This is a genomic window from Streptomyces sp. NBC_01450, assembly GCF_036227505.1.
In the GTDB taxonomy this organism is placed as follows: Bacteria; Actinomycetota; Actinomycetes; order Streptomycetales; family Streptomycetaceae; genus Streptomyces.
In genome coordinates this window covers 8,498,505-8,524,648 of record NZ_CP109480.1, presented here as the reverse complement: position 1 = coordinate 8,524,648, position 26,144 = coordinate 8,498,505, and the positions used below count along the sequence as shown (strand labels likewise).

19 protein-coding genes, 3 rRNA genes and 1 pseudogene are annotated in these 26,144 nt (G+C 68.4%); 6 read left to right on the top strand and 17 right to left on the bottom strand.

The genetic code is table 11. The features are described from left to right. The first annotated feature begins 51 nt into the window (after positions 1 to 51). Complete coding sequence (locus OG568_RS37880) at positions 52 to 1,692, top strand: PucR family transcriptional regulator (RefSeq protein ID WP_266581558.1); 1,641 nt, start codon at positions 52 to 54, stop codon at positions 1,690 to 1,692. A gap of 18 nt (positions 1,693 to 1,710) precedes the next feature. On the opposite strand, the gene OG568_RS37875 is transcribed toward OG568_RS37880, so the two are convergent. The 6 genes from OG568_RS37875 to OG568_RS37850 all read right to left on the bottom strand — a co-directional run bounded on the left by OG568_RS37875 (position 1,711) and on the right by OG568_RS37850 (position 7,797). After that, positions 1,711 to 2,847 carry a glycosyltransferase family 4 protein gene (locus tag OG568_RS37875; RefSeq protein ID WP_329534800.1) on the bottom strand — a complete coding sequence of 379 codons (1,137 nt, stop codon included), beginning with the start codon at positions 2,845 to 2,847 and terminating at the stop codon, positions 1,711 to 1,713. A gap of 232 nt (positions 2,848 to 3,079) precedes the next feature. Further along, positions 3,080 to 3,823, bottom strand: a complete 744-nt coding sequence (locus OG568_RS37870; RefSeq protein ID WP_329534799.1) for a hypothetical protein — start codon at positions 3,821 to 3,823, stop codon at positions 3,080 to 3,082. A gap of 29 nt (positions 3,824 to 3,852) precedes the next feature. Then, complete coding sequence (gene recN / locus OG568_RS37865) at positions 3,853 to 5,571, bottom strand: DNA repair protein RecN (protein ID WP_329536566.1); 1,719 nt, start codon at positions 5,569 to 5,571, stop codon at positions 3,853 to 3,855. 138 nt (positions 5,572 to 5,709) lie between these two features. After that, on the bottom strand, positions 5,710 to 6,615 hold the full coding sequence (locus tag OG568_RS37860; RefSeq protein ID WP_329534798.1) for an NAD kinase: 906 nt from the start codon (positions 6,613 to 6,615) through the stop codon (positions 5,710 to 5,712). Further along, positions 6,612 to 7,427 carry a TlyA family RNA methyltransferase gene (locus OG568_RS37855; protein ID WP_266415616.1) on the bottom strand — a complete coding sequence of 272 codons (816 nt, stop codon included), beginning with the start codon at positions 7,425 to 7,427 and terminating at the stop codon, positions 6,612 to 6,614. The genes OG568_RS37860 and OG568_RS37855 overlap by 4 nt, the downstream gene beginning before the upstream one ends. 55 nt (positions 7,428 to 7,482) lie before the next feature. Then, on the bottom strand, positions 7,483 to 7,797 hold the full coding sequence (locus OG568_RS37850) for a hypothetical protein (RefSeq protein ID WP_329534797.1): 315 nt from the start codon (positions 7,795 to 7,797) through the stop codon (positions 7,483 to 7,485). Positions 7,798 to 7,839: 42 nt separating this feature from the next. Between OG568_RS37850 and OG568_RS37845 the strand changes: the two genes are divergently transcribed. Continuing rightward, positions 7,840 to 8,187 carry an SCP2 sterol-binding domain-containing protein gene (locus OG568_RS37845; RefSeq protein WP_329534796.1) on the top strand — a complete coding sequence of 116 codons (348 nt, stop codon included), beginning with the start codon at positions 7,840 to 7,842 and terminating at the stop codon, positions 8,185 to 8,187. Here OG568_RS37845 and OG568_RS37840 read toward each other — a convergent pair. The 4 genes from OG568_RS37840 to OG568_RS37825 form a co-directional block, all read right to left on the bottom strand. Beyond that, positions 8,171 to 9,067, bottom strand: a complete 897-nt coding sequence (locus OG568_RS37840; protein WP_329534795.1) for an ABC transporter ATP-binding protein — start codon at positions 9,065 to 9,067, stop codon at positions 8,171 to 8,173. The two genes, OG568_RS37845 and OG568_RS37840, sit on opposite strands and share 17 nt — an antisense overlap. Continuing rightward, entirely contained in the window at positions 9,064 to 10,107 is a 1,044-nt protein-coding gene (locus OG568_RS37835) for a FecCD family ABC transporter permease (RefSeq protein WP_329534794.1), read from the bottom strand. Before OG568_RS37835 ends, OG568_RS37840 begins: the two co-directional genes overlap by 4 nt. Then, on the bottom strand, positions 10,104 to 11,147 hold the full coding sequence (locus tag OG568_RS37830) for a FecCD family ABC transporter permease (protein ID WP_329534793.1): 1,044 nt from the start codon (positions 11,145 to 11,147) through the stop codon (positions 10,104 to 10,106). Before OG568_RS37830 ends, OG568_RS37835 begins: the two co-directional genes overlap by 4 nt. A gap of 87 nt (positions 11,148 to 11,234) precedes the next feature. Beyond that, positions 11,235 to 12,263, bottom strand: a complete 1,029-nt coding sequence (locus OG568_RS37825; protein ID WP_329534792.1) for an HAD hydrolase-like protein — start codon at positions 12,261 to 12,263, stop codon at positions 11,235 to 11,237. 72 nt (positions 12,264 to 12,335) lie between these two features. On the opposite strand from OG568_RS37825, the gene OG568_RS37820 reads away from it, so the two are divergent. Next, positions 12,336 to 13,628: a DUF1015 domain-containing protein gene (locus tag OG568_RS37820; protein WP_266581575.1), complete on the top strand. Its 1,293-nt coding sequence runs from the start codon at positions 12,336 to 12,338 to the stop codon at positions 13,626 to 13,628. A gap of 112 nt (positions 13,629 to 13,740) precedes the next feature. On the opposite strand, the gene OG568_RS37815 is transcribed toward OG568_RS37820, so the two are convergent. The 6 genes and pseudogenes from OG568_RS37815 to OG568_RS37790 all read right to left on the bottom strand — a co-directional run bounded on the left by OG568_RS37815 (position 13,741) and on the right by OG568_RS37790 (position 22,570). After that, positions 13,741 to 14,613, bottom strand: a complete 873-nt coding sequence (locus tag OG568_RS37815) for a hypothetical protein (protein WP_329536565.1) — start codon at positions 14,611 to 14,613, stop codon at positions 13,741 to 13,743. Positions 14,614 to 14,937: 324 nt separating this feature from the next. Further along, a pseudogene (locus tag OG568_RS61525) lies at positions 14,938 to 15,432 on the bottom strand (hypothetical protein); the annotation flags it as partial. Between the two features lie 638 nt (positions 15,433 to 16,070). Beyond that, positions 16,071 to 16,187 (bottom strand): 5S ribosomal RNA (gene rrf / locus OG568_RS37805). 136 nt (positions 16,188 to 16,323) lie between these two features. Then, a 23S ribosomal RNA gene (locus tag OG568_RS37800) occupies positions 16,324 to 19,444 on the bottom strand. 318 nt (positions 19,445 to 19,762) lie between these two features. After that, a 16S ribosomal RNA gene (locus OG568_RS37795) occupies positions 19,763 to 21,288 on the bottom strand. Together the 16S, 23S and 5S rRNA genes form the textbook arrangement of a ribosomal RNA operon. A gap of 640 nt (positions 21,289 to 21,928) precedes the next feature. Further along, positions 21,929 to 22,570, bottom strand: a complete 642-nt coding sequence (locus OG568_RS37790; protein WP_329534791.1) for a DNA-3-methyladenine glycosylase — start codon at positions 22,568 to 22,570, stop codon at positions 21,929 to 21,931. 215 nt (positions 22,571 to 22,785) lie between these two features. Here OG568_RS37790 and OG568_RS37785 point away from each other — a divergent pair, with 215 nt between their 5' ends. From OG568_RS37785 to OG568_RS37775, 3 genes are all read left to right on the top strand, one after another. Next, positions 22,786 to 23,571, top strand: a complete 786-nt coding sequence (locus OG568_RS37785) for a sporulation protein (RefSeq protein WP_266415594.1) — start codon at positions 22,786 to 22,788, stop codon at positions 23,569 to 23,571. A gap of 276 nt (positions 23,572 to 23,847) precedes the next feature. Next, positions 23,848 to 24,381, top strand: coding sequence for a YbhB/YbcL family Raf kinase inhibitor-like protein (locus OG568_RS37780; protein ID WP_329534790.1), 534 nt, complete (start codon positions 23,848 to 23,850; stop codon positions 24,379 to 24,381). 158 nt (positions 24,382 to 24,539) lie between these two features. Further along, entirely contained in the window at positions 24,540 to 25,046 is a 507-nt protein-coding gene (locus OG568_RS37775; RefSeq protein ID WP_067364630.1) for an HNH endonuclease, read from the top strand. Positions 25,047 to 25,126: 80 nt separating this feature from the next. Here the strand turns inward: OG568_RS37775 and OG568_RS37770 are convergent, their stop codons facing one another. Next, positions 25,127 to 26,062, bottom strand: a complete 936-nt coding sequence (locus tag OG568_RS37770) for an SPFH domain-containing protein (protein WP_054230569.1) — start codon at positions 26,060 to 26,062, stop codon at positions 25,127 to 25,129. Positions 26,063 to 26,144: the final 82 nt, after the last annotated feature.

Here is a 26,144-nt window from a genome sequence, read left to right as displayed (position 1 = left end):
CCCAGGCTTCGGACATGCCTCCGGGAGGCCTCCCCGGGTAGCGTCCGCTGCATGGACAGCCGTTTGGACAGCCGATACGACACCCAGGGCGCCGGAATCACCGTGCAGCGGGCGCTGGAGCTGCCCGGGCTGCGCGGCGGGCTGCCGGAGATCCTCGCGGGCGCCGACCGGCTGGGCCGCACCGTGCGCTGGGTGCACGCGGGCGAGGTCCCGAACATCGCCTCGCTCCTCAAGGGCGGCGAACTGCTCCTGACCACGGGCTACGGCCTCGGCACCCGCCCCGCCGACCAGCGCGCGTTCGTCCGCACCCTCGCGGAGCGCGGTATCGCGGCGCTCGTCGTGGAGCTCGGCCCGCGCTTCACCCGGCTGCCCTCGGCCCTCGTGGAGACGGCCCGCTCCGCCGGTCTCCCGCTGGTCCAGCTGCACCGCGAGGTGCCCTTCGTGGCGGTCACGGAGGAGATCCACACCGAGATCGTCAACGGCCACTACGCGCTGCTGCAGCAGGCCGAGGAAGTACACCGGCGCTGTACCGAGGCCCTCCTCGGCGGCGGGGGCATACCCCAGGTCCTCGGCATCCTCGCGGACTTCAGCGGCAACCCCGTCTTCCTGGAGACCGCGGACGGCCAGCTCCTGTACGCCGCGGGCGCCGGCTCCTCGGGCGCCGATCCGCTCCAGGTGTGGGAGGGGATGCGCGGCCAGCACAAGGAGGAACCGCCCGCAGGGACGACCCTCGTGGACGTGCCGGGCGGCGGCCCCGGCACCGGTTCGGTACGCGCCCGGCTGGTCCTGCTCCCCGTCAGCGCCCCGGTCGCCCCCGTGCACCGGATCGCGGCGGAACGGGCCGCGGGCATCCTTGCCGTCGTCCTCATGCAGGCCCGCCAGGAGGAGGAGCTGGCCGCGCGCGGACGCGGCGACTTCCTGACCGACCTCGCGGAGGGCCGTATCGCCGCCGAGGACGCCCCGGCGCAGGCCCGCGTGCTCGGCTTCAAGCCCGGCAACAGCCCACTCCTGCCGGTCGTGATGCGGCTCGCCGACGGCCCCTCCCCCGGCGGCGGCTGGGCCGTCCTGGCGCGCGCGGTCGCGGAGGAGCTGGCCTCGGTGGGAGTACCGGTCCTCCTGGGCGTACGCCCGGTCGAGGGCCGCGTCCCCCTGTTGCTGGGCCTGCGTTCGGAGTCCGAGCGCGCGGCGGTCGCGGACCGGGTCGCGGCGGCCCTCAGAGCGGGTGTGGAACGCGCGGGCATGCAGCGGCCCGGGGCGCAGCCGCCCGTGGTGGTGGTCGGGGTCGCGGGCGGCTGGGCGGCGGCCTCGGCTGGGCTGCGGCACGCGGCGGAGACGGCGACGGCCGCGCAGGGCCTGACGGACCGCCCCTGGTACGACGCCCGCCGCCTCGACACCGACCTGCTCCTGTGGCGTCTGCGCGACCATCCGGACCTGGCGGCCTTCGTGGACCGTGCCATCGGCCCCCTCCGCGACCACGACCTCCGCTCCAAGCCACCGCTGCTGCCCACCCTGGAGACGTACTTGGCGCACGCGGGCCGCAAGGCGGAGACGGCTCGAGAGCTGCACCTCAACCGGCAGACCCTCTACAACCGCCTCGCCCGGATCGGGGAGTTGCTGGGCACGGACCTCGACGAGCCGCAGACGGTACTGGCGTTGAGCCTGGCACTGCGAGCACGACGTCACGTTCCCTGAGCCACCAGGCGGGCCTCCCTAAGCGAAGGGCCTGGTCTGCGTCAACTCGTCGTAGACGCTGAGCACTTGGGCCACGGTCTCGTCCTCGGTCGGCCAGGTCGTGGCCTGCCGTACCCCGCGCTCCTTGAGCAACTCCCGGCGCTCGTCGTCCCCGAGCAGCCGTACGACGGCCCCGGCGAGCGCGTCGGCGTCCGAGCACGGGACGAGTTCGGCCGCGTCGCCGACCAGTTCGGGGATGCCGCCGACAGCGGTCGCGACGAGCGGCACACGCGCGTGCAGGGCCTCCTGGGCGAGCACGGAACGGGACTCCCAACCACTCGGCAGCACCGCGAGATCGGAGGCCAGAAGCAGCTCGGAGACGTCGTCGCGCCGCCCGACGAGCCGCACCGGCAGCTCCTCGTCCTCGATCCGCCGCTGGAGGACCGGCCGCAACGGCCCCTCCCCGGCGATCACCAGGAGCGGCACGGGGTCGAGCGAGCGCCACGCGCGCGAGGCGTCCAGCAGCGTGTCGTACCCGCGGTGCCGTTCCAGAGAGCCGACGGCCATGAGCAACGGGCGGTCGGTGGCGCCGAGTTCGGCCCGTGCCTTGTGGCGGAGCCGGTCGGGGTCCCCGTACTCGACGGCCTTGCGCGGCGCCGGGGACGCGACGGCCGCGAGCCGGGCGTCCCGCGCCCCGCGCCTGCGGGCGCGGTCCACGAGGTCGGACGAGGAACCCAGCACCACGGCCGCGGCCCGGGCGACCCGCCGCTCCAGCAGCCGCAGCAGATGCGCCCGCGCCCCCTCCGCGTGCGAACGCGTGTGCCAGGTGACGACGAGCGGGGTGTGCCGCCCGCTGAGCGCGACCACGGCCCGCAGCGCGGCGTGCAACCCGTGCGCGTGCACGAGATCGGCGTCCGCGCAGGCCAGCCGCAGCGCAGCCACGGAGGCCGGATCGCTGCTGCGCGGCACGGGAACGTGCTGAGCGCCCACGCCACTGAACCCGTACGCGACATCGGCCTCGGCGGGGGCGCACACGGTGACCCGCACGCCCCGGGCGACAAGACCCGAGGCCAGGGACCGCACATGCGCGCTGCTGCCCGCGCTTTTGCCGCCGAGCACCTGCACGGTGCGCAGCGGCGACTGACCGTGCGGTGGGTGGCTGCTCACGTGGCTCACGTGGCCGGGGCTCCTGGTTCGGCGTCGGACGGGCACGGAGAACGTACAGAGGGAAAGGCAGAGGGGGATGTACCGCACGTCGTGCTCCGCGTACTACGCCAAGGATGCCAGGCCGTACGGGTGTTCCGGGACCGCCATCGGAGCAAGCTTCGCGGCGCACCGCCCAACTCGACGACACCTGTCACCCACAAGAGTGAGAAGTCGCGTGTCTTCGCGACCGGTCCCCCGCCCCTCACCCCAGCGGTCGCGCCGCCGCCTCGCTGACCTTGTCCCCGTACACCGTCGCGGCCACCAGCGCCGCGGCGTGGGCGAGCAGTCCGGCTCGTCCGTTGCCCGCGACGATCGCGCTGCCCAGCGCGGCGCCGAGCGCGTGGGCCCCGGTGTCTCCGATCATCGCGCGCTCGCCGAGGTCGTCGGGGAACACGGCCGCCGCCGCACCCGCCGCCGCGGCCGACAGCCGCCCGGCGGGCCCGCCCCGCAGCACCCCGGGCGCCCCCAGCACGAGCACCGCACCGGCGGCCCTGCCCGGCCGGACGTCCACGAGGTTGACGAAGTGCGCGCTCCCGGCGATCACGACCCCCGCGAGCAGCTTGTCCAGGGGCCGCTCCTTGAGCAGCGCCCCCGCCACCAGCCCCGCGGCCGAGATCCCGAACAGCTTGACCGCCCCGCTGGTCACCTCGCCGTCCCTGAGCGCCCCCAGATGCGCCCTGAACCCACGGCGCGGGTCACCCGCCCCGACCACGTCGTCGTACGCGCCGCACACCCCGGCGGCCAGGACCGCGGCTCCGGCGCCGCGGTGGACGCGCGCGGCCGCGAGCGCCGCTCCGAGGGCGGTGGCGGGGCCGGCGTACAACTCCACGGTGCGCCCGGCGTAGTTCGTGCGCTGCCAGCGCTCCGGGCCGCCGGGGGCCTTGGCTCGCAGGCCTGCCATGCCGGCGCGGGTGACGGCGATGGCGGTACCGAAGCTGGTGATCATGCGACGACTCCAAGGGCCCTCATACGGAACTACCGGTCGCCCCGAGCCGTGGCCAACAGTTCCTCCGCATGCGCCCGGGCCGTCTCCGAGTCCTCCTGACCCGCCAGCATCCGGGACAGCTCCCGAATCCGCTCCTCGCCCTCGAGCACCTTCACCCCGGACCGCGTCACGGAACCGTCATTGGTCTTCTCGACCAGCAACTGCCGGTCGGCGAACGCGGCGACCTGCGGCAGGTGAGTCACCACGACGACCTGCGCGCTCTTGGCCAGCTTGGCCAACCGCCGCCCGATCTCGACCGCGGCCTTGCCGCCCACACCGGCGTCGACCTCGTCGAAGAGATACGTCGGCACAGGGTCGGTCCCCGCGAACACGACCTCCACGGCGAGCATCACGCGCGAGAGCTCACCACCGGAGGCTCCCTTGGCGATGGGCCGCGGCGGCGCCCCGGGATGCGGGGCGAGCAGCAGTTCGACCTCGTCCACGCCCGCAGGCCCGTACGCGACGGTACGCCCGCCGAGCTCCACACCCTCGGGATCGTCGGTCTGCCGGATCTCGAACGACACGCGCGCGTGCGGCATGGCGAGCGAGGCCAGCTCCGCGGTCACGGCGGCCGCGAACCGTTCGGCGGCCTCCGTCCGGGCGTCCGTCAGCGCCTGCGCAAGCCCGCCCAGTTCGGCGCGCAGCGCGTCCCGCTCACCGGTCAGCTCGTCGATCCGCTCGTCGTCGCCGTCGAGTTCGAGGAGCCGCGCGGCACCCTGCTCGGCCCACGCGAGTACGGCGTCGATGTCCTCGCCGTACTTCCGGGTCAGCTGGGTGAGCGCGGCCCGGCGCTCCTCCACCGCCGCGAGCCGCAGCGGATCGGCGTCGAGGTCGTCGGCGTATCCGGCCAGTTCCCCCGCCACGTCGCGCAGCAGGATGTTGATCTCCCCGATCCGCCCGGACAGCCCGGCGAGCGCGGAGTCGTGCGACCGTACGGCCTCCAGGGCTCGGTGCGCGCCCGCGACGAGCGTCGCCGCGTCGATGCCCTCGGGATCCTCGGGGTTGCCCGCGAGGGCGGCATGGGCGGCCGTGGCGGCGGACGCGAGCGCTTCCGCGTGCCCGAGCCGCTCCGCCTCCGCCGAAAGTTCCGCGTCCTCGCCCGCGCGCGGCTCGACCGCCGCGATCTCGTCGAGTCCGAAGCGCAGCAGGTCGGCTTCCTGGGCCCGCTCACGCGCGCGTGTGGTGATCTCGTCCAGCTCGGCCGAGATGGCCCGCAGCCGCCGGTAGGCCCCCGCGTACTTGGCGAGCGGCACGGCGACCGCGTCCCCGGCGTACCGGTCGAGCGCCTGCCGCTGCCGGGACAGTTTGAGCAGCCCCTGCTGGTCGGTCTGCCCGTGCACGGCCACCAGCTCGTCGGCGAGCTCGGCGAGCACTCCCACGGGCACGGAACGCCCGCCCAGGTGCGCCCGGGAACGCCCCTCGGCCGAAACGGTACGGCTGATCAGCAGCGCGCCGTCGTCGAGCTCGGCGCCCGCCTCCTCGGCCCGTACGATCGCCGTGCCGCCCGTGGGTACGGTGATCCGGCCCTCCACGACGGCGTTCTTGGCGCCGATCCGTACGAGGGCGGGGTCCGCGCGCCCGCCGAGCAGCAGCCCGAGGCTGGTGACCACCATCGTCTTGCCCGCACCGGTCTCACCGGTCACGGCGGTGAAGCCTGGCGACAGCTCGACGACCGCGTCGTCGATGACTCCGAGCGACCGTATCCGCATCTCCTCCAACACGGACACGACCTTACGAGGTCCAGCCACGGATGTGCGACGGCCCCCGCCCCGCAGCCACGTACCCGCAGGTGACAAGCACCTACAAACGGTGCCTTGTCACCCACGGGAGTGGACCTGACGGGAGTGTCAGTGCGGCGCCCCGCGCCAGCCGGAAACCGGCAGCGCGAACTTGGCCACCAGCCGGTCGGTGAACGAGGCGTGGTGCAGCCGGGCGAGCCGCACCGGCACAGCCCCCCGCCGTACCTCCACCCGGGCCCCCGGCGGCAGCTCCACCGTCCGCCGCCCGTCGCACCACAGCACCCCCGGCGGAATGTGCGGCAGCACCTCCACCGCGAGCACCGAGTTCGGCGAGGTCACCATCGGCTTGGCGAACAGCGCGTGCGCGCTGATCGGCACCATGAGCAGCGCCTCGACCTCGGGCCAGACGACCGGTCCGCCGGCGGAGAAGGCGTACGCCGTGGACCCGGTCGGGGTCGCGCAGACGATGCCGTCACAGCCGAAGCCGGTGACCGGCCGCCCGTCGATCTCGAGGATGACCTCGAGGAGCTTCTCGGCGGAGACCTTCTGCACGGCGGCCTCGTTGAGCGCCCAGTCGGTGTGCACGATGTCGCCGTTCTGGTGCACGACGACGTCGACGGTCATGCGTTCCTCGACCTCGTACGCCTTGGTCACCACCCGGTCGACCACCTTGTCGAGGTCGTCCCGCTCGGCCTCCGCGAGGAAGCCGACGCTACCGAGGTTGACGCCGAGCATCGGCACGCCGGAGGCGCGGGCGAACTCGGCGCCGCGCAGCAGCGTGCCGTCACCGCCGAGCACGATCAGCAGTTCGCATCCGTCGAGGCACTGCGGAGTGGCTTCCCTCACCAGCTCCACCTCGGGCGGCAGCGGCAGATCGGCCGCCTCCGCCTCCAGCACGCGCACCCCGATCCCGGAGCGCAGCAGCCCCTGGACCACGAGTTCGGCGCTGCGGATCGCGGCCGGCCGCCCGGTGTGGGCGAGCAGGAAAACAGTACGAGCTCGGGTCTCTGTCAACGCGGCCCCTCCGCCACTGCACGGTCAACGTCGGCCGGGTCGAGTTCGGGTGCCCCGGCACGCAGCCACAGAAAGTACTCGACATTGCCCGAGGGTCCGGGCAGCGGACTCGCGGTCACGCCCTTCACCCCGAGCCCCAGTTCCGCGGCCCGTCGGGCCACACCGCGCACCGCCTCGGCGCGCAGTTCCGGACTGCGTACGACTCCACCACTCCCCAGCCGCTCCTTCCCCACCTCGAACTGCGGCTTGACCATCATCACCAGATCGGCGTCGGGCGCCGCGCACCGCACGAGGGCGGGCAGCACCAGGCCGAGCGGGATGAAGGACAGATCCCCGACAACAAGATCCACGGGCTCCCCATCGATCGCCTCCAACGTCAACTCGCGTACGTTCGTACGGTCCTTGACGGTGACGCGTTCATCGCTCTGCAGAGACCAGGCGAGTTGACCGTAACCGACGTCGACGGCGACGACATGGGAGGCGCCCGCGCGCAGCAGTACGTCGGTGAAGCCTCCGGTGGACGCTCCGGCGTCCAGCGCCCGCCGTCCCCCGACCTTCAGCCCCTGGGGCACGAAGGCGGCCAGGGCGCCCGCGAGCTTGTGCCCGCCGCGCGAGACGTAGTCGGGGTCGCTGTCGTCCTGGGTGACCACGATCGCGGCCGCGGTCTCCACCTGGGTGGCGGGTTTGGTCGCGAGGGTCTTGCCGACGCTCACCCGGCCGGCGGCGATCAGCTGGCTGGCGTGCTCGCGCGAGCGGGCGAGCTTCCGGCGGACCAGCTCGGCGTCGAGGCGGCGGCGTGCCACTCCTGCCACGTTGGGTTCAGCTCCTGCGGTCGTGCGGTCATTGATAGGGGTGACCCGAAGGGTCTCATTGAGGGGCGGTGGTCGGGTGACGGGTGGGAACCGGAGCTCCCGGGCGGGCGTCGAGCGCGGTCAGCGCGTCGCGCAGCCCCCTGTGTACATCCTCGTACACCTCGACATGTCCGTCCGTGGCGAGGTGGTCGGCGTCGCCCAGCCGGTCGAGCTGGGCGTCGACCTCGGCGTTCCCGGTGGGCGTGCGGTCCACGTCCAGTGGGGCCGGGGCGGCGGGGTCGTACTCGAGTTCGGGTTCGACCTCGATCGGAACCTCCGGCTCCGGCATCACGCCCTGCGGAGTCCCGGCCTGCGGCACTGACTCGTTCATGCCCCGACGCTACCCCGAAGCGCTGCGGTACCGTCGACCGCGATGGCCACGATTGAGGAGTGCCGCAGCGCACTCGACAAGCTCTCGGACAGCATGGTGGGCGCCGACGGGAAGGTACGCGAGGCGGCGGCCCTGGACCGCTCGCTCAGCTGCCGTATCACCGACCTCGACGTCACCTTCGTCGGTCGCCTCACGGACGGCCGGATCCACGTGCTCGACACCCTCCAGGGGCCGCCCCAGGAGAAGGCCCAGATCAGACTCGCCATGTCCGGCGACGACCTGGTCGCCATGGTCGACGGGGAGCTGAACTTCGCCAAGGCCTGGGGCTCGGGCCGGGTGCGACTGGAGGCGGCCCTGCTCGACCTGTTCCGCCTCAGGAAGCTTCTGTAGCGGCTCCGACGCCGGCGGCTCCGGCGGCCACCCGCACGCGGGCCTTCCGCGCCGCCGGCACCACCAGCGGCGTCCCGGTCTCCGGGTCGTCGATGACCTGGCAGCGCAGCCCGAAGACCTCCTCGACCAGTTCGGCCGTGACGATGTCGTTCGGCGCGCCCTCGGCGATGACCCGGCCCTCGCGCAGGGCGATGAGGTGGGTGGCGTACCGGGCCGCGTGATTGAGGTCGTGCAGGACCGCGACCAGGGTGCGCCCCTGCTCCTCGTGGAGCTCGGCGCACAGGTCGAGCACGTCGATCTGGTGCTGGATGTCGAGGTAGGTCGTCGGCTCGTCGAGCAGCAGCAGCGGGGTCTGCTGGGCGAGGGCCATCGCGATCCACACGCGCTGGCGCTGGCCGCCGGACAGTTCGTCGACATAGCGATCGGCGAGTTCGGCGACGCCGGTCGAGGCCATCGACTCCTGTACGACCCGTTCGTCCTCCGTCGACCACTGGCGCAGCAGGCCCTGGTGCGGATAGCGGCCCCGGCCGACCAGGTCGCCGACCGTGATGCCGTCCGGCGCGATCGACGACTGCGGCAGCAGCCCGAGCGTCCTGGCCACCTTCTTCGCGGGCATCGACTGGATGACCTGCCCGTCGAGCAGCACCCGCCCCTCGGACGGCTTGAGCATCCGCGACAGGGCACGCAGCAGCGTGGACTTGCCGCAGGCGTTCGGGCCGACGATCACGGTGAAGGAGTTGTCGGGGATCTCCACCGACAGCTTCTCCGCGATGACGCGCTGGTCGTAGCCGAGGGTGACGTTGTCGGCGGACAGGCGGTTCACAGTGCTCCTTTGAGCGTTCTTGGTCGCCTGAGCGTTCTTGTTCGCCGCGGCGCTCATATCCGGCCCGCCCTGCGCTCGGTGACCAGCAGCCACAGCAGATAGAGCCCGCCCAGGACCCCCGTCACGACGCCGACGGGCAGCTGATCGGCTCCGAAGGCCCGCTGCGAGGCCCAGTCCGCGACTATCAGCAGGGTCGCGCCCATGCACATCGACGGCACCAGGTTCGGCCCCGGTGAGCGGGTCAGCCGCCGGGCGAGCTGCGGCGCGGTCAGCGCCACGAAGCCGACCGGACCCGCGGCGGCGGTGGCACCCGCGGTGAGCAGCACCGCGGCCAGCATCAGCAGCAGCCGTACGCGCTCGACGCGCACTCCGAGGGCGTACGACACGTCGTCGCCCATCTCCATCAGGCGCAGCCCGCGCGCGTTGCCGAGGACGAGCGGGACGAGGACGGCGCACAGGACGAGCAGCGGCCAGACCTGCGCCCAGTCGCGGCCGTTGAGGGAGCCGGTCATCCAGACGATCGCGCGGGCCGCGTCGACGATGTCCGCCTTGGTGAGCAGATAGCCGTTGACCGCCGTGACGATCGCGGAGACTCCGATACCGACCAGGACCAGTCGGTATCCGTGCACGCCCCGCTTCCAGGCGAGCAGATAGATGGCGAGCCCGGTCACCAGACCGCCGACGAGCGCTCCCAGCGCGACCTGGTTCGCACTGCCCGAGAACAGCACGATCATGATAAGCGCCCCGGCCGTCGATCCCTGGCCGAGGCCGAGGACGTCCGGGCTGCCCAGCGGGTTGCGGGAGATGGACTGGAAAAGAGCCCCGCCGAGCCCCAGCGAGGCCCCGACCAGCAGGCCGACGAGCACCCGTGGCAGCCGCAGGTCGTTGACGATGAACTCCTGTCCCGCGTTCCCGTTGCCGACGAGCGTCTTGAGGACGTCGACGGCAGGGATCGGGAAGTCGCCGGTGCCGATCAGCACCACGCTCGCGGCGAGCGCGGCCACCAGCAGCAGCACGACGACGGTGAACGCCCGGACGTCCAGCCGGACCGAGAGACCGCCGCGCGTCCGCACGGCTCGGGTACGTGTGTCCGTCACAGCTGCGCCGTCCTCCGCCGTCGTACGAGATAGATGAAGACCGGCCCGCCGAGGATCGCGGTGACGATGCCGACCTGCAGCTCCGCGGGCCGCACGACCATCCGCCCCACGACATCGGCGCCGAGGAGCAGCACGGGTGACAGCACGGTCGCGTACGGCAGGATCCAGCGCAGGTCGGGCCCGGTGAAGGAGCGGACCACGTGCGGGACCATGAGCCCGACGAAGACGATGGGTCCGCAGGCGGCGGTCGCGGCGCCGCACAGCACGGTGGCCGCGGCCATGGACAGCGCCCGGGTGCGGTTCAGGTTGGCGCCGAGCGCACGGGCGGTGTCGTCACCCATGGCCATGGCGTTCAGGGGCCGGGCGAGCGCCAGCGCGACAACCGTGCCGACCACGAGGAAGGGCAGCACCTGCTTGATGGTGGAGTCGGTGGCCGAGGCCAGCGAACCGACCGTCCAGAAGCGCATCTTGCCGAGCGCCGCGTCGTCCATGATCATCACGGCCTGCAGATAGCCGTAGAGCGCGGCGCTGATCGCCGTGCCGGCGAGCGCGAGCCGCACCGGGGTGGCACCGCGGCTGCCGCCCAGGAACCAGACCAGCGCCCCGACCGCGGCCGCGCCGAAGAAGGCGAACCACACATAGCCGCTCAGGCTCGTGACACCGAAGTAGGTGATGGCGGTGACGACCGCGGCGGACGCGCCCGCGTTGATGCCGAGCAGTCCGGGGTCGGCCAGCGGATTGCGGGTGAGCGCCTGCAGGACGGCGCCCGACAGTCCGAGCGCGGCGCCGACGAGCAGTCCGAGGACGGTACGCGAGATCCGGTCGTCGACCACGACGTCGGAGTACGTCCCTGTGCCGTGGAACAGGCCGTGCCAGACCTGGTCCAGCGGCAGCGCTTTCGCACCGATCGCGATGCTCGCCAACGCGACGAGCACCAGAAGGGCCAGGGACGCGAGGAGTCCAACGGCGCGAATCGGCTGACGGCTCGGGGGCGCGGCGGCGGTCTCCGCGCGCTGTTCGGGGGGACTGTCGACCAACACGTGGTTAGGTTAGCCTACCCTCGCTCACGCTTCGATCCCCGGTGACTACTCACCACCACCAAGGAGCCCCTGAGCCTCCCTCGGCCGTCAGAGCCCCAGCCTCGCCAGCGCCTTCCCCGCGTCCAGCTCGCACGTCCCCTCGCCCGCGGCCGTCCACGCCGCCGCGCACAGCGCCCGCAGCCCGTCGAGCGCCTCGCCGTCGCCCGCCAGCTCCAGACGCTCACTCCCCGCCTGCGCCGTCCACCCGCCGCAGCGAAACGCGTCGCCCTCCTCCACGACCTCCGGCTGCCCGGTGAGCAGCCCCCGCAGATCGGCGTCCACATACGTCGGCCGGTGCTGCGGCGGCGCGGCGAGAAGCTGCGCGCCGTCCGTCACCCCGGTGAGCACGAGCAGCGAGTCCACCTCACCGTTGAACGCGCCCTCGATGTCCGTGTCCAGCCGGTCGCCGACCACCAGCGGCCGCTTCGCCCCCGTCCGCAGGATCGTCTCGCGGTGCATCGGGGGCAGCGGCTTGCCCGCCACCTGCGGCTCGGCGCCCGTGGCGATGCGTACGACCTCCACCGCGGCCCCGTTCCCGGGCGCGATCCCGCGCGCACTGGGGATCGTCAGGTCGGTGTTGGACGCGAACCACGGCACCCCGCGCGCGACGGCGTAGGACGCCTCCGCGAAGCGCCCCCAGGGCAGGTCGGCACCGCCGAACCCCTGGACGACCGCCGCCGGGTCGTCGTCCGCCGACTCGACCGGCTCGAGCCCCCGCTCGCGCAGCGCGACCCGCAGTCCCTCGCCGCCGATGACCAGCACGCGCGCACCGGCGGGCACCTGCTCACTGATCAGCCGCGCCACGGCCTGAGCCGAGGTGATGACATCGTCGGCGCCGGTCGGTATACCCAGCTCACTCAGATGCTCCGCCACCGTTTCGGGTGTACGCAGCGCATTGTTCGTGACATACGCGAGGTGCATCCCTCCCGAGCGGGCGGTGCCCAGTGACTCCACGGCATACGCGATCGCGTTCCCGCCCGCGTACACCACGCCGTCCAGGTCGAGCAGAGCCGTGTCGTAGGCCTCGCTCAGGGCCTGCCCACTGGCCTCGGGCCGCGTCCTGACGGTCTGGCTCATTACGCATCGCTCCTCGTTCGATCTCTTTCCCCCGATCATCCCCCACAGCGCCGGCACACTTACGATGCCTCAATGAACTATGCAGGTCCCGCGGAGGAAACCCCGGCGCGCAGCGGCCTCGAACTGACCCCGTTCCGGGGCCTGCGCTACGACCCCGACCGGGTCGGCAGCCTCGCCGCCGTGACATCCCCGCCGTACGACGTCATCGTTCGGCCGGACGGTCTGCTCCACCTCGAGTCCGCCGACCCGCACAACATCGTGCGGCTGATCCTCCCCCAGGACACGACCCCGACCGCCCGCAACCGCCAGGCGGCGGACACCCTGCAGGACTGGGTGTCCGAGGGCGTCCTGGCCGCCGACCCCGTGCCGGGCCTGTACGTCTACGAGCAGCACGACGACGGCCTGCTGCAACGCGGCATCATCGGCGCCCTGCGCCTGTCGGAGCCGTCCGCCGGCGTCGTCCTTCCGCACGAGGACGTCATGCCGCACATCATCGCGGACCGCGCGGCCCTGATGCGCGCCACCTCCGCCAACCTCGAACCGCTCCTGCTGACCTACCGCGGCAACGGCTCCCGGGTCGGCACGGCCGCCGTCATCGAGCGCACCGCGGAAGGCGAGCCGCTGCTCTCGACGACCACGGAGGACGGTTTCAACCACCGCCTGTGGGCGATCACCGACCCGGCCGATCTGGCCGAGATCCAGGCGGATCTCGGCCGCCACCAGGCCCTCATCGCGGACGGCCACCACCGCTGGGCGACCTACCTGCGGCTACGCGCCGAACACCCCTCCCCCAGCCCCTGGGACTACGGCCTGGTGCTCCTGGTGGACACCGCGCGCTACCCCCTCCGGGTCCGCGCGATCCACCGCCTGCTGCACGGCCTGCCGGTCGCTCAGGCGCTGACCGCCCTCACGGACTCGTTCCGCGTACGTCACCTCGACGTTCCGCTCCCGGAAGCGCTGGAGGCCCTGGCCGTGGCCGCCGCGGAGGGCAACGCCTTCCTCCTCGCGGGCGACGGCTCGTTCCACCTGGTCGACCGCCCGTCCCCGGACCTCCTCGCCCGTACGGTCCCCGCCGACCGCCCCGAGGCCTGGCGCACCCTCGACGCGACCGTCCTGCATGCCACGCTCCTGGCCCACGTCTGGGGCATCCCCGAGGACTCGCCCGCCCACATCGCGTACATCCACGACACGGCCGCCACGGTGGAAAAGGCGGAGCGCGACGGCGGTACGGCCGTCCTGATGCACCCGGTCCGCGAGGAGGTCGTACGCGACCTCGCCCGCCAGGGCGTCACGATGCCCCGCAAGTCCACCTCGTTCGGCCCCAAGCCGGCGTCCGGGCTGGTGCTGCGGGCGCTGCCCCTCTGAGACTCCACAGGAAGAAACAGGGGCTGAAACACCAAAGGCGGCGGGATTCCGGAAGGGATCCCGCCGCCTTTGTCCTACGACAACCGCCCTACGTCAGCACCGAGGAGCACCCTCAGCCCCGCGGAGCGTCCTCGTCCTCGTCGTCGTCCTCGTCGTCTTCGTCCTCGACGACCGGCTTGGGCGCCTCGGCCTCGACGACGTCGTCCTCACCGTCGTCCTCGATCTCGATCTCGGTGTCGGCCTTGGTGTCGGCCTTCGCGTCCGCCGCGGTCACGACCTCGTCATCGTCCTCGTCCTCGACGAGCGCGTCGACGAACTCGACGCCGTCCAGCTCGGCGAGCCGGTCGGAGGCGTCCGTGCTGCCGTCCTTGTCGGACTCGACGGCCTTCGCGAACCACTCGCGCGCCTCGTTCTCACGACCGGCGGCCAGCAGCGCGTCGGCGTAGGCGTAGCGCAGTCGGGCCGTCCAGGGCTGTACGGAGTTCGAGGCGAGCTCCGGGCTCTGAAGCGTCACGATGGCGGCGTCGAGCTGCCCCATGTCGCGCCGGGCGCCGGCCGCCACGAGCCGCATCTCGACCTGCCCGGCCTTGTCCAGCTTGTGCACCTCGGGCGCACCCGCCATGTCCAGCGCCTTCTCGGGCCGGCCCAGACCGCGCTCGCAGTCCGCCATGACGGGCCACAGATCCACGTTCCCGGTCATACGGCGCGCCGCCCGGAACTCGGCGAGCGCCTCGCTGTACTTCTGGTTCGCGTACGCGGCGAACCCGGCCGCCTCGCGTACGGCGGCCACACGCGACGCCAGCCGCAGGGCGATCTTCGAGTACGCGTACGCGCCCTCGGGGTCCTCGTCGATGAGCCGGGCGACCATCACCAGGTTCCTGGAGACGTCCTCCGCGAGCCCCTTCGGCAGGCTCAGGAGCTCCTGCCGTACGTCCGCGTCGATCTCCTCACCCGTGACGTCATCGGGGATCGGCAGCCGCTTGATCGGCTCACGGTCCCGGTCGCGCTCGTCGCGGCCACGGAAGCCGCCACCGCGACGGTCGTCGCCTCCACGGTCGTCACGGCCGCGGAAGCCACCGGGACGGCCACCCCGGTCGTCACGACGGGGACCACCGCGTCCGCGGTCGTCACGACCCCGGTCGTCACGGGCGCGGAATCCGCCACCACCACGGCTGTCGTCCCGCCTGTCGTCGCGCCGGAAGGCCGGACGCTCGCCCTCGCGCCGGTCATCACGGCGGTCGTCGCGCCGGTCATCACGGCGGAAGTCATTGCGGTCGTCGCGCCGGAAACCGCCGCCACCACCACGGTTGTCGTCCCGACGGAAACCACCACGGTCACCGCTGTCCCGACGGTCGTCCCGGCGGAAGCCACCGCGGTCGTCGTCACGACGGGGACCACCACTGGGGCGGTCGTCACGGCGCGGACCACTGCTGGGACGGTCATCACGACGCGGACCACTGCTGGGACGGTCGTCCCGACGGGGAGCACTGCTGGGACGGTCGTCACGGCGCGGACCACTGCTGGGACGGTCATCACGGCGGAACGCCGGACGGTCCCCCTCCCGACGGATCCCGCCACGGTCATCGCCCCGACGATCGTCGCGCCGGAAGTCACCGCGATCATCACGGCGGAAGCCACCGCGGTCGCCGCTGTCACGACGGTCATCACGACGGTCGTCCCGACGGAAACCACCACGGTCGCCGCTGTCACGACGGTCGTCCCGACGGAAACCACCACGGTCGCCGCTGTCACGACGGTCGTCACGGCGGTCATCACGGCGGAAGTCATTGCGGTCGTCGCGCCGGAAACCGCCGCCGCCACCACGGTTGTCGTCCCGACGGAACCCACCACGGTCGTCGTCTCGACGCGGACCACTGCTGGGACGGTCATCGCGACGCGGACCACTGCTGGGACGGTCATCACGGCGGAACGCCGGACGGTCCCCCTCCCGACGGTCCCCTTCCCGACGGAACCCACCACGGTCGTCACGACGCGGACCGCCGGTGGGTCGATCGTCACGACGGAACGGCGGACGGCCGCCCCGGTCCCCCTCACGCCGGTCGTCACGGCCACGGAATCCGCCGCCGCCACGGTTGTCGTCACGGCGGTTGTCGTCGCGACGGAAGCCGCCGCGGTCACCACCCCGGTCACCACCCCGGTCACCGTCACGACGGTCATCGCGCCGACCGAAGCCGCCACGGTCGTTGTCCCGGCGGTCGTTGTCCCGGCGCGGACCTCCTCGGTAGCCGCCGCGGTCACCACTGTCCTGGCGGCGCTGGTCGCGCTCCGGTCGCTCGTCGGGAGAGTTGGTGGACATGGGTGACTCCTGTCATCGGTACCGCAAGTCATTCTCGCGCAGCCGGGTACCCGGCGCGCCTCGGAAAAACAAAAAAGGACCTCTGGTTCCAGCGAGTCGCTGGAACCAGAGGTCCTCCAAAGATTGTTCGGCGGCGACCTACTCTCCCACAGGGTCCCCCCTGCAGTACCATCGGCGCTATGAGGCTTAGCTTCCGGGTTCGGAATGTAACCGGGCGTTTCCCTCATGCTATGGCCACCGAAACCCTTTCAGACACCCCGCGATAAAACGGGGTCTCGAACGGGCAGCGAACAAGCACACTATTCAATTGATTAGTGGAACTGTTCAGCCAGCACAACCGTTCGTTGTCTGGGAACTACACAGTGGACGCGAGCAACTGAGGACAAGCCCTCGGCCTATTAGTACCGGTCACCTCCAGCGGTTACCCGCCTTCCAGATCCGGCCTATCAACCCAGTCGTCTACTGGGAGCCTTAACCCCTCAAGGGGGTGGGAATACTCATCTCGAAGCAGGCTTCCCGCTTAGATGCTTTCAGCGGTTATCCCTCCCGAACGTAGCCAACCAGCCATGCCCTTGGCAGGACAACTGGCACACCAGAGGTTCGTCCGTCCCGGTCCTCTCGTACTAGGGACAGCCCTTCTCAATATTCCTACGCGCACAGCGGATAGGGACCGAACTGTCTCACGACGTTCTAAACCCAGCTCGCGTACCGCTTTAATGGGCGAACAGCCCAACCCTTGGGACCGACTCCAGCCCCAGGATGCGACGAGCCGACATCGAGGTGCCAAACCATCCCGTCGATATGGACTCTTGGGGAAGATCAGCCTGTTATCCCCGGGGTACCTTTTATCCGTTGAGCGACGGCGCTTCCACAAGCCACCGCCGGATCACTAGTCCCGACTTTCGTCCCTGCTCGACCCGTCGGTCTCACAGTCAAGCTCCCTTGTGCACTTACACTCAACACCTGATTACCAACCAGGCTGAGGGAACCTTTGGGCGCCTCCGTTACTCTTTAGGAGGCAACCGCCCCAGTTAAACTACCCATCAGACACTGTCCCTGATCCGGATCACGGACCCAGGTTAGACATCCAGCACGACCAGAGTGGTATTTCAACGACGACTCCACACGGGCTGGCGCCCGCACTTCACAGTCTCCCACCTATCCTACACAAGCCGAACCGAACACCAATATCAAACTGTAGTAAAGGTCCCGGGGTCTTTCCGTCCTGCTGCGCGAAACGAGCATCTTTACTCGTAGTGCAATTTCACCGGGCCTATGGTTGAGACAGTCGAGAAGTCGTTACGCCATTCGTGCAGGTCGGAACTTACCCGACAAGGAATTTCGCTACCTTAGGATGGTTATAGTTACCACCGCCGTTTACTGGCGCTTAAGTTCTCAGCTTCGCCACCCCGAAGAGTGACTAACCGGTCCCCTTAACGTTCCAGCACCGGGCAGGCGTCAGTCCGTATACATCGCCTTACGGCTTCGCACGGACCTGTGTTTTTAGTAAACAGTCGCTTCTCGCTGGTCTCTGCGGCCACCCCCAGCTCACGGAGTAAATCCGATCACCGGTGATGGCCCCCCTTCTCCCGAAGTTACGGGGGCATTTTGCCGAGTTCCTTAACCATAGTTCACCCGAACGCCTCGGTATTCTCTACCTGACCACCTGAGTCGGTTTAGGGTACGGGCCGCCATGAAACTCGCTAGAGGCTTTTCTCGACAGCATAGGATCATCCACTTCACCACAATCGGCTCGGCATCAGGTCTCAGCCTTAATGTGTGACGGATTTACCTATCACACGGCCTACACCCTTACCCCGGGACAACCACCGCCCGGGATGGACTACCTTCCTGCGTCACCCCATCACTCACCTACTACAGGTCTGGTCCGTCGGCTCCACCACTCCCCTTTGCCCGAAGGCTCCGGGGCGGCTTCACGGACTTAGCATCGCCTGGTTCGATGTTTGACGCTTCACAGCGGGTACCGGAATATCAACCGGTTATCCATCGACTACGCCTGTCGGCCTCGCCTTAGGTCCCGACTTACCCTGGGCAGATCAGCTTGACCCAGGAACCCTTAGTCAATCGGCGCACACGTTTCTCACGTGTGTATCGCTACTCATGCCTGCATTCTCACTCGTGAACCGTCCACCACTGCCTTCCGGCGCGGCTTCACCCGGCACACGACGCTCCCCTACCCATCACAGCCTCCGTTGGGAGTATTGCTGCAATGACACGACTTCGGCGGTACGCTTGAGCCCCGCTACATTGTCGGCGCGGAATCACTAGACCAGTGAGCTATTACGCACTCTTTCAAGGGTGGCTGCTTCTAAGCCAACCTCCTGGTTGTCTCTGCGACTCCACATCCTTTCCCACTTAGCGTACGCTTAGGGGCCTTAGTCGATGCTCTGGGCTGTTTCCCTCTCGACCATGGAGCTTATCCCCCACAGTCTCACTGCCGCGCTCTCACTTACCGGCATTCGGAGTTTGGCTAAGGTCAGTAACCCGGTAGGGCCCATCGCCTATCCAGTGCTCTACCTCCGGCAAGAAACACACGACGCTGCACCTAAATGCATTTCGGGGAGAACCAGCTATCACGGAGTTTGATTGGCCTTTCACCCCTAACCACAGGTCATCCCCCAGGTTTTCAACCCTGGTGGGTTCGGTCCTCCACGACCTCTTACAGCCGCTTCAACCTGCCCATGGCTAGATCACTCCGCTTCGGGTCTTGAGCGCGCTACTAAACCGCCCTATTCGGACTCGCTTTCGCTACGGCTTCCCCACACGGGTTAACCTCGCAACACACCGCAAACTCGCAGGCTCATTCTTCAAAAGGCACGCAGTCACGAGGCAAGCACAAGTGCTTGCCCGACGCTCCCACGGCTTGTAGGCACACGGTTTCAGGTACTATTTCACTCCGCTCCCGCGGTACTTTTCACCATTCCCTCACGGTACTATCCGCTATCGGTCACCAGGGAATATTTAGGCTTAGCGGGTGGTCCCGCCAGATTCACACGGGATTTCTCGGGCCCCGTGCTACTTGGGTGTTTCTCAAACGAGCCGTTGACGTTTCGACTACGGGGGTCTTACCCTCTACGCCGGACCTTTCGCATGTCCTTCGCCTACATCAACGGTTTCTGACTCGTCTCACGGCCGGCAGACCGTGAAAGAGAAATCCCACAACCCCACATACGCAACCCCTGCCGGGTCTCACACGCATATGGTTTGGCCTCATCCAGTTTCGCTCGCCACTACTCCCGGAATCACGGTTGTTTTCTCTTCCTGCGGGTACTGAGATGTTTCACTTCCCCGCGTTCCCTCCACTTGCCCTATGTGTTCAGGCAAGGGTGACAGCCCATGACGACTGCCGGGTTTCCCCATTCGGAAACCCCCGGATCAAAGCCTGGTTGACGACTCCCCGGGGACTATCGTGGCCTCCCACGTCCTTCATCGGTTCCTGGTGCCAAGGCATCCACCGTGCGCCCTTAAAAACTTGGCCACAGATGCTCGCGTCCACTGTGCAGTTCTCAAACAACGACCAACCACCCATCACCCCGAACCTTCCGGTTCGAGTGCACTGGGGCCGGCACTGAAGGCAGCCAACAATCGGCCGTACCTTCAGACACCCAACAGCGTGCCCGGCATCCCCGCCACCCATGATCAGCTTTCCACGCCCCGAAGAGCAGTACTCACAGCCTGAGATGACCGAAAATGCCGAATAATCAACGTTCCACCCATGAGCAACCAGCATCAGACATTCGCTGATGTACTGGCCTCTGACCTCACCCCGAAGGGATCGGTAAGAAGTGCTCCTTAGAAAGGAGGTGATCCAGCCGCACCTTCCGGTACGGCTACCTTGTTACGACTTCGTCCCAATCGCCAGTCCCACCTTCGACAGCTCCCTCCCACAAGGGGTTGGGCCACCGGCTTCGAGTGTTACCGACTTTCGTGACGTGACGGGCGGTGTGTACAAGGCCCGGGAACGTATTCACCGCAGCAATGCTGATCTGCGATTACTAGCAACTCCGACTTCATGGGGTCGAGTTGCAGACCCCAATCCGAACTGAGACAGGCTTTTTGAGATTCGCTCCGCCTCACGGCTTCGCAGCTCATTGTACCTGCCATTGTAGCACGTGTGCAGCCCAAGACATAAGGGGCATGATGACTTGACGTCGTCCCCACCTTCCTCCGAGTTGACCCCGGCAGTCTCCTGTGAGTCCCCATCACCCCGAAGGGCATGCTGGCAACACAGAACAAGGGTTGCGCTCGTTGCGGGACTTAACCCAACATCTCACGACACGAGCTGACGACAGCCATGCACCACCTGTACACCGACCACAAGGGGGCGACCATCTCTGGCCGTTTCCGGTGTATGTCAAGCCTTGGTAAGGTTCTTCGCGTTGCGTCGAATTAAGCCACATGCTCCGCTGCTTGTGCGGGCCCCCGTCAATTCCTTTGAGTTTTAGCCTTGCGGCCGTACTCCCCAGGCGGGGAACTTAATGCGTTAGCTGCGGCACCGACGACGTGGAATGTCGCCAACACCTAGTTCCCACCGTTTACGGCGTGGACTACCAGGGTATCTAATCCTGTTCGCTCCCCACGCTTTCGCTCCTCAGCGTCAGTAATGGCCCAGAGATCCGCCTTCGCCACCGGTGTTCCTCCTGATATCTGCGCATTTCACCGCTACACCAGGAATTCCGATCTCCCCTACCACACTCTAGCTAGCCCGTATCGAATGCAGACCCGGGGTTAAGCCCCGGGCTTTCACACCCGACGTGACAAGCCGCCTACGAGCTCTTTACGCCCAATAATTCCGGACAACGCTTGCGCCCTACGTATTACCGCGGCTGCTGGCACGTAGTTAGCCGGCGCTTCTTCTGCAGGTACCGTCACTCTCGCTTCTTCCCTGCTGAAAGAGGTTTACAACCCGAAGGCCGTCATCCCTCACGCGGCGTCGCTGCATCAGGCTTTCGCCCATTGTGCAATATTCCCCACTGCTGCCTCCCGTAGGAGTCTGGGCCGTGTCTCAGTCCCAGTGTGGCCGGTCGCCCTCTCAGGCCGGCTACCCGTCGTCGCCTTGGTGAGCCACTACCTCACCAACAAGCTGATAGGCCGCGGGCTCATCCTTCACCGCCGGAGCTTTTAACCCACCCAGATGCCCAGGCAGGTATTATCCGGTATTAGACCCCGTTTCCAGGGCTTGTCCCAGAGTGAAGGGCAGATTGCCCACGTGTTACTCACCCGTTCGCCACTAATCCACCCCGAAGGGCTTCATCGTTCGACTTGCATGTGTTAAGCACGCCGCCAGCGTTCGTCCTGAGCCAGGATCAAACTCTCCGTGAATGTTTTCCCGTAATCGGGACGACACCACGAGAGCGGAACCAGGAAGAGGAATAATCCTCCCGGTTCACAGCGTCCTCGCTGTGCGCCTACCAGGCAGTGCCCGGCAGGACTTTTTCAAAGGAACCTCGCCCCAGCCGATCGGCCGGAGACGGGGTATCAACATATCTGGCGTTGATTTTTGGCACGCTGTTGAGTTCTCAAGGAACGGACGCTTCCTTTGTACTCACCCTCTCGGGCTTTCCTCCGGGCGCTTCCCTTCGGTCTTGCGTTTCCGACTCTATCAGACCGTTTCGCGATCCGATTTCCTCGGTGCTTTCCAGGTTTCCGCTTCCGCGTTTCCCTTTCCGGCGGGTCCGACTGTATCAGACTCTTTCGCGTCCGATTCCCTGTCGGAGAGGGATTCCGTCTTCTGGCTTTGAGCGCTTTCGCTTCGCGGCCTTTCGACATTCACTACGCTAGCCGACTCCCTCGGCAACTCATAATCGAGTTCGGCGGGCTGGAATTCGAGCATGCAGGCACGCCGAATTACCCCCCGCTGAGGGGAAGTCGTAGGTAGTGGGTTGGCCACTTCCGGCTGCTGGCTGAACGCCGTACCCGGTTCAAGCGGCTCGGGCTACATTACGGACCCCCCAGGGACGCGTCAAGTTGAGCGACGGCGTGGCGTATGGGCCCTATAAGGGCTCACGGTGGGGTCGTTGGCGACCCAGAAGCGCCAGGGGTGGACGCCCCCGTCGCCGGCCACTCCGGTGCGCGGACCGCTGCGTACCTGGTCGGAGTGGATGGGGGTGCCCGTCAGCAGGGTCAGCGGGGAGCCCTCGGGGGCGCAGGCGTCGGTGCCGTCGAGGGCCCTGTCCACGCCGAGTGCCGTGGCCAGGCGCGCGGGCCCTTTGGCCAGTTCCTTGTCATTTCGGGCTGATAGTCGACGTTTGCGAGCGAGTTCGGCGCCCTCGGTGATCTCTCCGGCACGGAGGAGGACCCCGCTCGGGTTGCCCTCCGGACCACACACCAGGTTCATGCAGAACCACATGCCGTAGGTGAAGTAGACGTATACATGCCCGGGCGGACCGAACATCACGCCGTTGCGGGCCGTACGGCCGCGATAGGCATGGGAGCCGGGGTCGTTCGGGCCGTCGTACGCCTCCACCTCCGTGAGACGCAGCTCGATCGGACCGTCCGGTGTCGTGCGGACGAGGGTGCGTCCCAGCAGGTCGGGGGCGACCTCCAGTACGGGGCGGTCGAAGAAGTCCCGGGTGATGGGCGTACGGTCAGGGGCCGCAATCATGGCTTATGAGCGTAGTCCAGTCGCCCGGACGGATGTGGCCGGGTGAGGGACCGTGCGCACGGGCATGCACGAGTGCGTGTCCGCGGGTGGTCAGGGAGCGTCCTCCTTGTAAGGGTGGGGGCGCGGAACCGGCCGCGGCCGGATCGCGTTTGTAGGGATCAAGGATCCAGACGGATGTACGACGGAGCACAGGCGTTGCCTGGGGAGGAAGAAACATGGGGTTCAAGCGGCTGCTTGCGAGCCTGGGAGCCGGTGGGGCTTCGGTCGAGACAGTGCTGACCGAGGTCAACGTCGTTCCGGGCGGTGTCGTGCAGGGTGAGGTGCGGATCCAGGGCGGGTCCGTGAACCAGGCCATCGAGGGGCTGTCGGTCGGGCTCCAGGCCAAGGTCGAGGTCGAGGGGCACGACGACCAGGAGTACAAGCAGGACATCGAGTTCACCAAGCTGCGGCTCGGTGGGGCCTTCGAGCTGCAGGCCGGTTCCGTGCACGCCGTTCCCTTCGGGCTCGAGATTCCGTGGGAGACGCCGATCACCACGATCGACGGGCAGCCGCTGCGGGGCATGCACATCGGTGTGACCACCGAGCTGGCGATCGCGCGTGCCGTGGACTCCGGTGACCTGGACCCGATCAACGTGCACCCGCTGCCGGCGCAGCAGGCGATCCTGAACGCCTTCATCCAGCTGGGCTTCCGCTTCAAGAACGCGGACATGGAGCGCGGTCACATCCGGGGCACCCGGCAGAAGCTGCCGTTCTACCAGGAGATCGAGTTCTTCCCGCCTTCGCAGTACCGCGGGCTGAACCAGGTCGAGCTGAGCTTCGTCGCGGACGACCACGAGATGGACGTCATCCTGGAGATGGACAAGAAGCCGGGCCTCTTCAGTGAGGGCAGCGACTCGTACCGCTCCTTCCGAGTGGGGCTGCACGACTACCAGGGCACGGACTGGGCCGCGTACCTGAACCAGTGGCTGTCCGAGGTCGGCAGCAAGCGCAGCTGGTTCTAGGCCCTGTCGTCAAATTCCCTCCCCCAGCCTTCGGCCGGGAGGTGCCCCCAGCCCCGCGACGCCATGCACGCTCCCCCACTGCCTGAAGGGCGTGGGAGGTACCCCCACTCGCCGCACCGGGCACAGACCCCAGTACATCCAGTACGAGGGTCTGCGCCCGGCACACCGAGAGCACGCACCTGACGCCGCCGGGCCCGCCCTTCGGGCGGACGACGGGAATTCGACGACAGGACCTAGGCTCAGGTCGATAGATTCCGCCGTTCAGGAGGTTCTGACGTGACCGAGCCCAAGAGGCCGCCGCTTCCCCATGACTTCCATCCGCCCGTTCCGGCTTTCACGGTCACCAGCGAGGACGTCGAGGTCGGTGGGGTACTGAAGGACGCTCAGGTCTACGCGGCCGGGAACACCTCGCCGCAGCTGAGCTGGGAGGGGTTCCCGCAGGAGACCAAGAGCTTCGCCGTGACCTGCTTCGACCCGGACGCCCCGACGGGGAGTGGGTTCTGGCACTGGGTGGTGTTCGACATTCCCACTTCGGTGACGGAATTGCCGACGGGTGCGGGCAGCGGCAAGTTCGAGGGGCTGCCGGAGGGCGCCGTCCAGGTGCGCAACGACTATGGCTCCAAGGACTTCGGTGGCGCCGCGCCGCCGGCCGGGGATCCTGCGCACCGGTATGTGTTCACGGTGTACGCCGTGGATCAGGAGAAGCTCGGTCCCGACGCGGAGGTGTCGCCGGCCGTCGTGGGATTCAATCTGCGGTTCCACACGTTGGCGCGCGCCCAGCTGATGGGTGAGTACGCGTCTCCCGCGTAAAGCGGTGAAGACACACGTTCACTGAACGTTTGCCCGCCTCTGGTCTTGGAAGTGATCAGGGGCGGGCATTTTTATTGCGTTGTCCATCTCGGCGTGCCCGGCCAGAGTTGATCCAAGCCCGCCAGGGGGTGGGCCGGTGCGCACGGGAGGTGGGCTGGATGCGGGACACGCTGGTTCTGAACGCAAGCTTTGAGCCGCTGTCGACGGTGACGTTGAACCGAGCCGTCGTTCTGGTGCTGCAGGACAAGGCTGTCGTCGAGCAGGCCCACCCCGAACTCCGTATGCGCGGCGCCGCGCTGGACATACCCGTGCCCCGGGTCATCAGGCTGTGCAGGTATGTGAGGGTGCCTTTCCGAAGACAAGCGCCGTGGTCGAGGCGCGGTGTGCTCGTACGCGACCGGCACAGGTGCGCGTACTGCGGAAGGCGGGCGACGACGGTCGACCACGTGGTGCCGCGTGCGCAGGGCGGTCAGGACTCCTGGCTGAACACGGTGGCGTCCTGCGCGGAGGACAATCACCGCAAGGCGGCCCGGACTCCGGAGCAGGCGGGGATGCCGCTGCTGCGGCAGCCGTTCGAGCCGACGCCCGCGGACGCGATGCTGCTGGCGCTGGGCCGGGACGACCTCGACGCCCTCCCGGAGTGGCTGGCCCAGCCCGCAGCCTAGGTCCGGCAGTTCCTACGACGATGGGGCCCGCCTCCGCCGAAAGGCAGGAGGTGGGCCCCATCGTCGTAGGGACCAGGGCGTCAGTCGGTGACGGACGGCTTCTCGCGGCGCTCGGTGCCCGCGTTGCCCGAACCGCCGCCCATGGGGCCGAAGTTGCCCATGGCGCCGCTCAGGCCCTTGAGGGCGTCGCCGATCTCGCTGGGCACGATCCAGAGCTTGTTGGCGTCGCCCTCGGCGATCTTGGGGAGCATCTGGAGGTACTGGTAGGCGAGGAGTTTCTGGTCGGCGTCGCCGGCGTGGATGGACTCGAAGACCGTACGGATGGCCTGTGCCTCGCCCTCCGCGCGCAGGGCGGCGGCCTTGGCCTCACCTTCGGCGCGCAGGATCGCGGACTGCTTCTCACCCTCGGCGGTGAGGATCTGCGACTGGCGGATACCTTCGGCGGTGAGGATCGCGGCGCGCTTGTCACGGTCGGCGCGCATCTGCTTCTCCATCGAGTCCTGGATGGAGGTGGGCGGTTCGATCGCCTTGAGCTCGACGCGGTTGACGCGGATGCCCCACTTGCCGGTGGCCTCGTCGAGGACGCCGCGCAGGGCCGCGTTGATCTCCTCGCGGGAGGTGAGGGTCCGCTCCAGGTCCATGCCACCGATGATGTTGCGCAGAGTGGTGACGGTGAGCTGCTCGATCGCCTGGATGTAGCTGGCGACCTCGTAGGTGGCGGCGCGCGCGTCGGTCACCTGGTAGTAGATGACCGTGTCGATGTTGACCACCAGGTTGTCCTGGGTGATCACCGGCTGCGGCGGGAACGGCACGACCTGTTCACGCAGGTCGATGCGGTTGCGGATCGAGTCGATGAACGGGACCACGATGTTCAGGCCCGCGTTCAGGGTCCGCGTGTAGCGGCCGAAACGCTCGACGATGGCCGCGCTGGCCTGTGGGATGACCTGGATGGTCTTGATCAGGGCAATGAAGACCAACACCACCAGAATGATCAGGACGATGATGATTGGTGCCATCGATGCTCCCCGTACCCTTCTCCGCCTCGGTAATTCCGAAAGATCTTATGGTTGTTGAAGATCTTGCTCGACGAGTCTGACA

Coding starts and splice junctions, on each gene's coding strand:
- OG568_RS37880 (WP_266581558.1), top strand. CDS start 52: ATGGACAGCCGTTTGGACAGCCGATACGACACCCAGGGCGCCGGAATC.
- OG568_RS37870 (WP_329534799.1), bottom strand. CDS start 3,823: ATGATCACCAGCTTCGGTACCGCCATCGCCGTCACCCGCGCCGGCATG.
- recN (WP_329536566.1), bottom strand. CDS start 5,571: ATGCGGATACGGTCGCTCGGAGTCATCGACGACGCGGTCGTCGAGCTG.
- OG568_RS37850 (WP_329534797.1), bottom strand. CDS start 7,797: ATGAACGAGTCAGTGCCGCAGGCCGGGACTCCGCAGGGCGTGATGCCG.
- OG568_RS37845 (WP_329534796.1), top strand. CDS start 7,840: ATGGCCACGATTGAGGAGTGCCGCAGCGCACTCGACAAGCTCTCGGAC.
- OG568_RS37840 (WP_329534795.1), bottom strand. CDS start 9,067: ATGAGCGCCGCGGCGAACAAGAACGCTCAGGCGACCAAGAACGCTCAA.
- OG568_RS37825 (WP_329534792.1), bottom strand. CDS start 12,263: ATGAGCCAGACCGTCAGGACGCGGCCCGAGGCCAGTGGGCAGGCCCTG.
- OG568_RS37820 (WP_266581575.1), top strand. CDS start 12,336: ATGAACTATGCAGGTCCCGCGGAGGAAACCCCGGCGCGCAGCGGCCTC.
- OG568_RS37790 (WP_329534791.1), bottom strand. CDS start 22,570: ATGATTGCGGCCCCTGACCGTACGCCCATCACCCGGGACTTCTTCGAC.
- OG568_RS37785 (WP_266415594.1), top strand. CDS start 22,786: ATGGGGTTCAAGCGGCTGCTTGCGAGCCTGGGAGCCGGTGGGGCTTCG.
- OG568_RS37775 (WP_067364630.1), top strand. CDS start 24,540: ATGCGGGACACGCTGGTTCTGAACGCAAGCTTTGAGCCGCTGTCGACG.
- OG568_RS37770 (WP_054230569.1), bottom strand. CDS start 26,062: ATGGCACCAATCATCATCGTCCTGATCATTCTGGTGGTGTTGGTCTTC.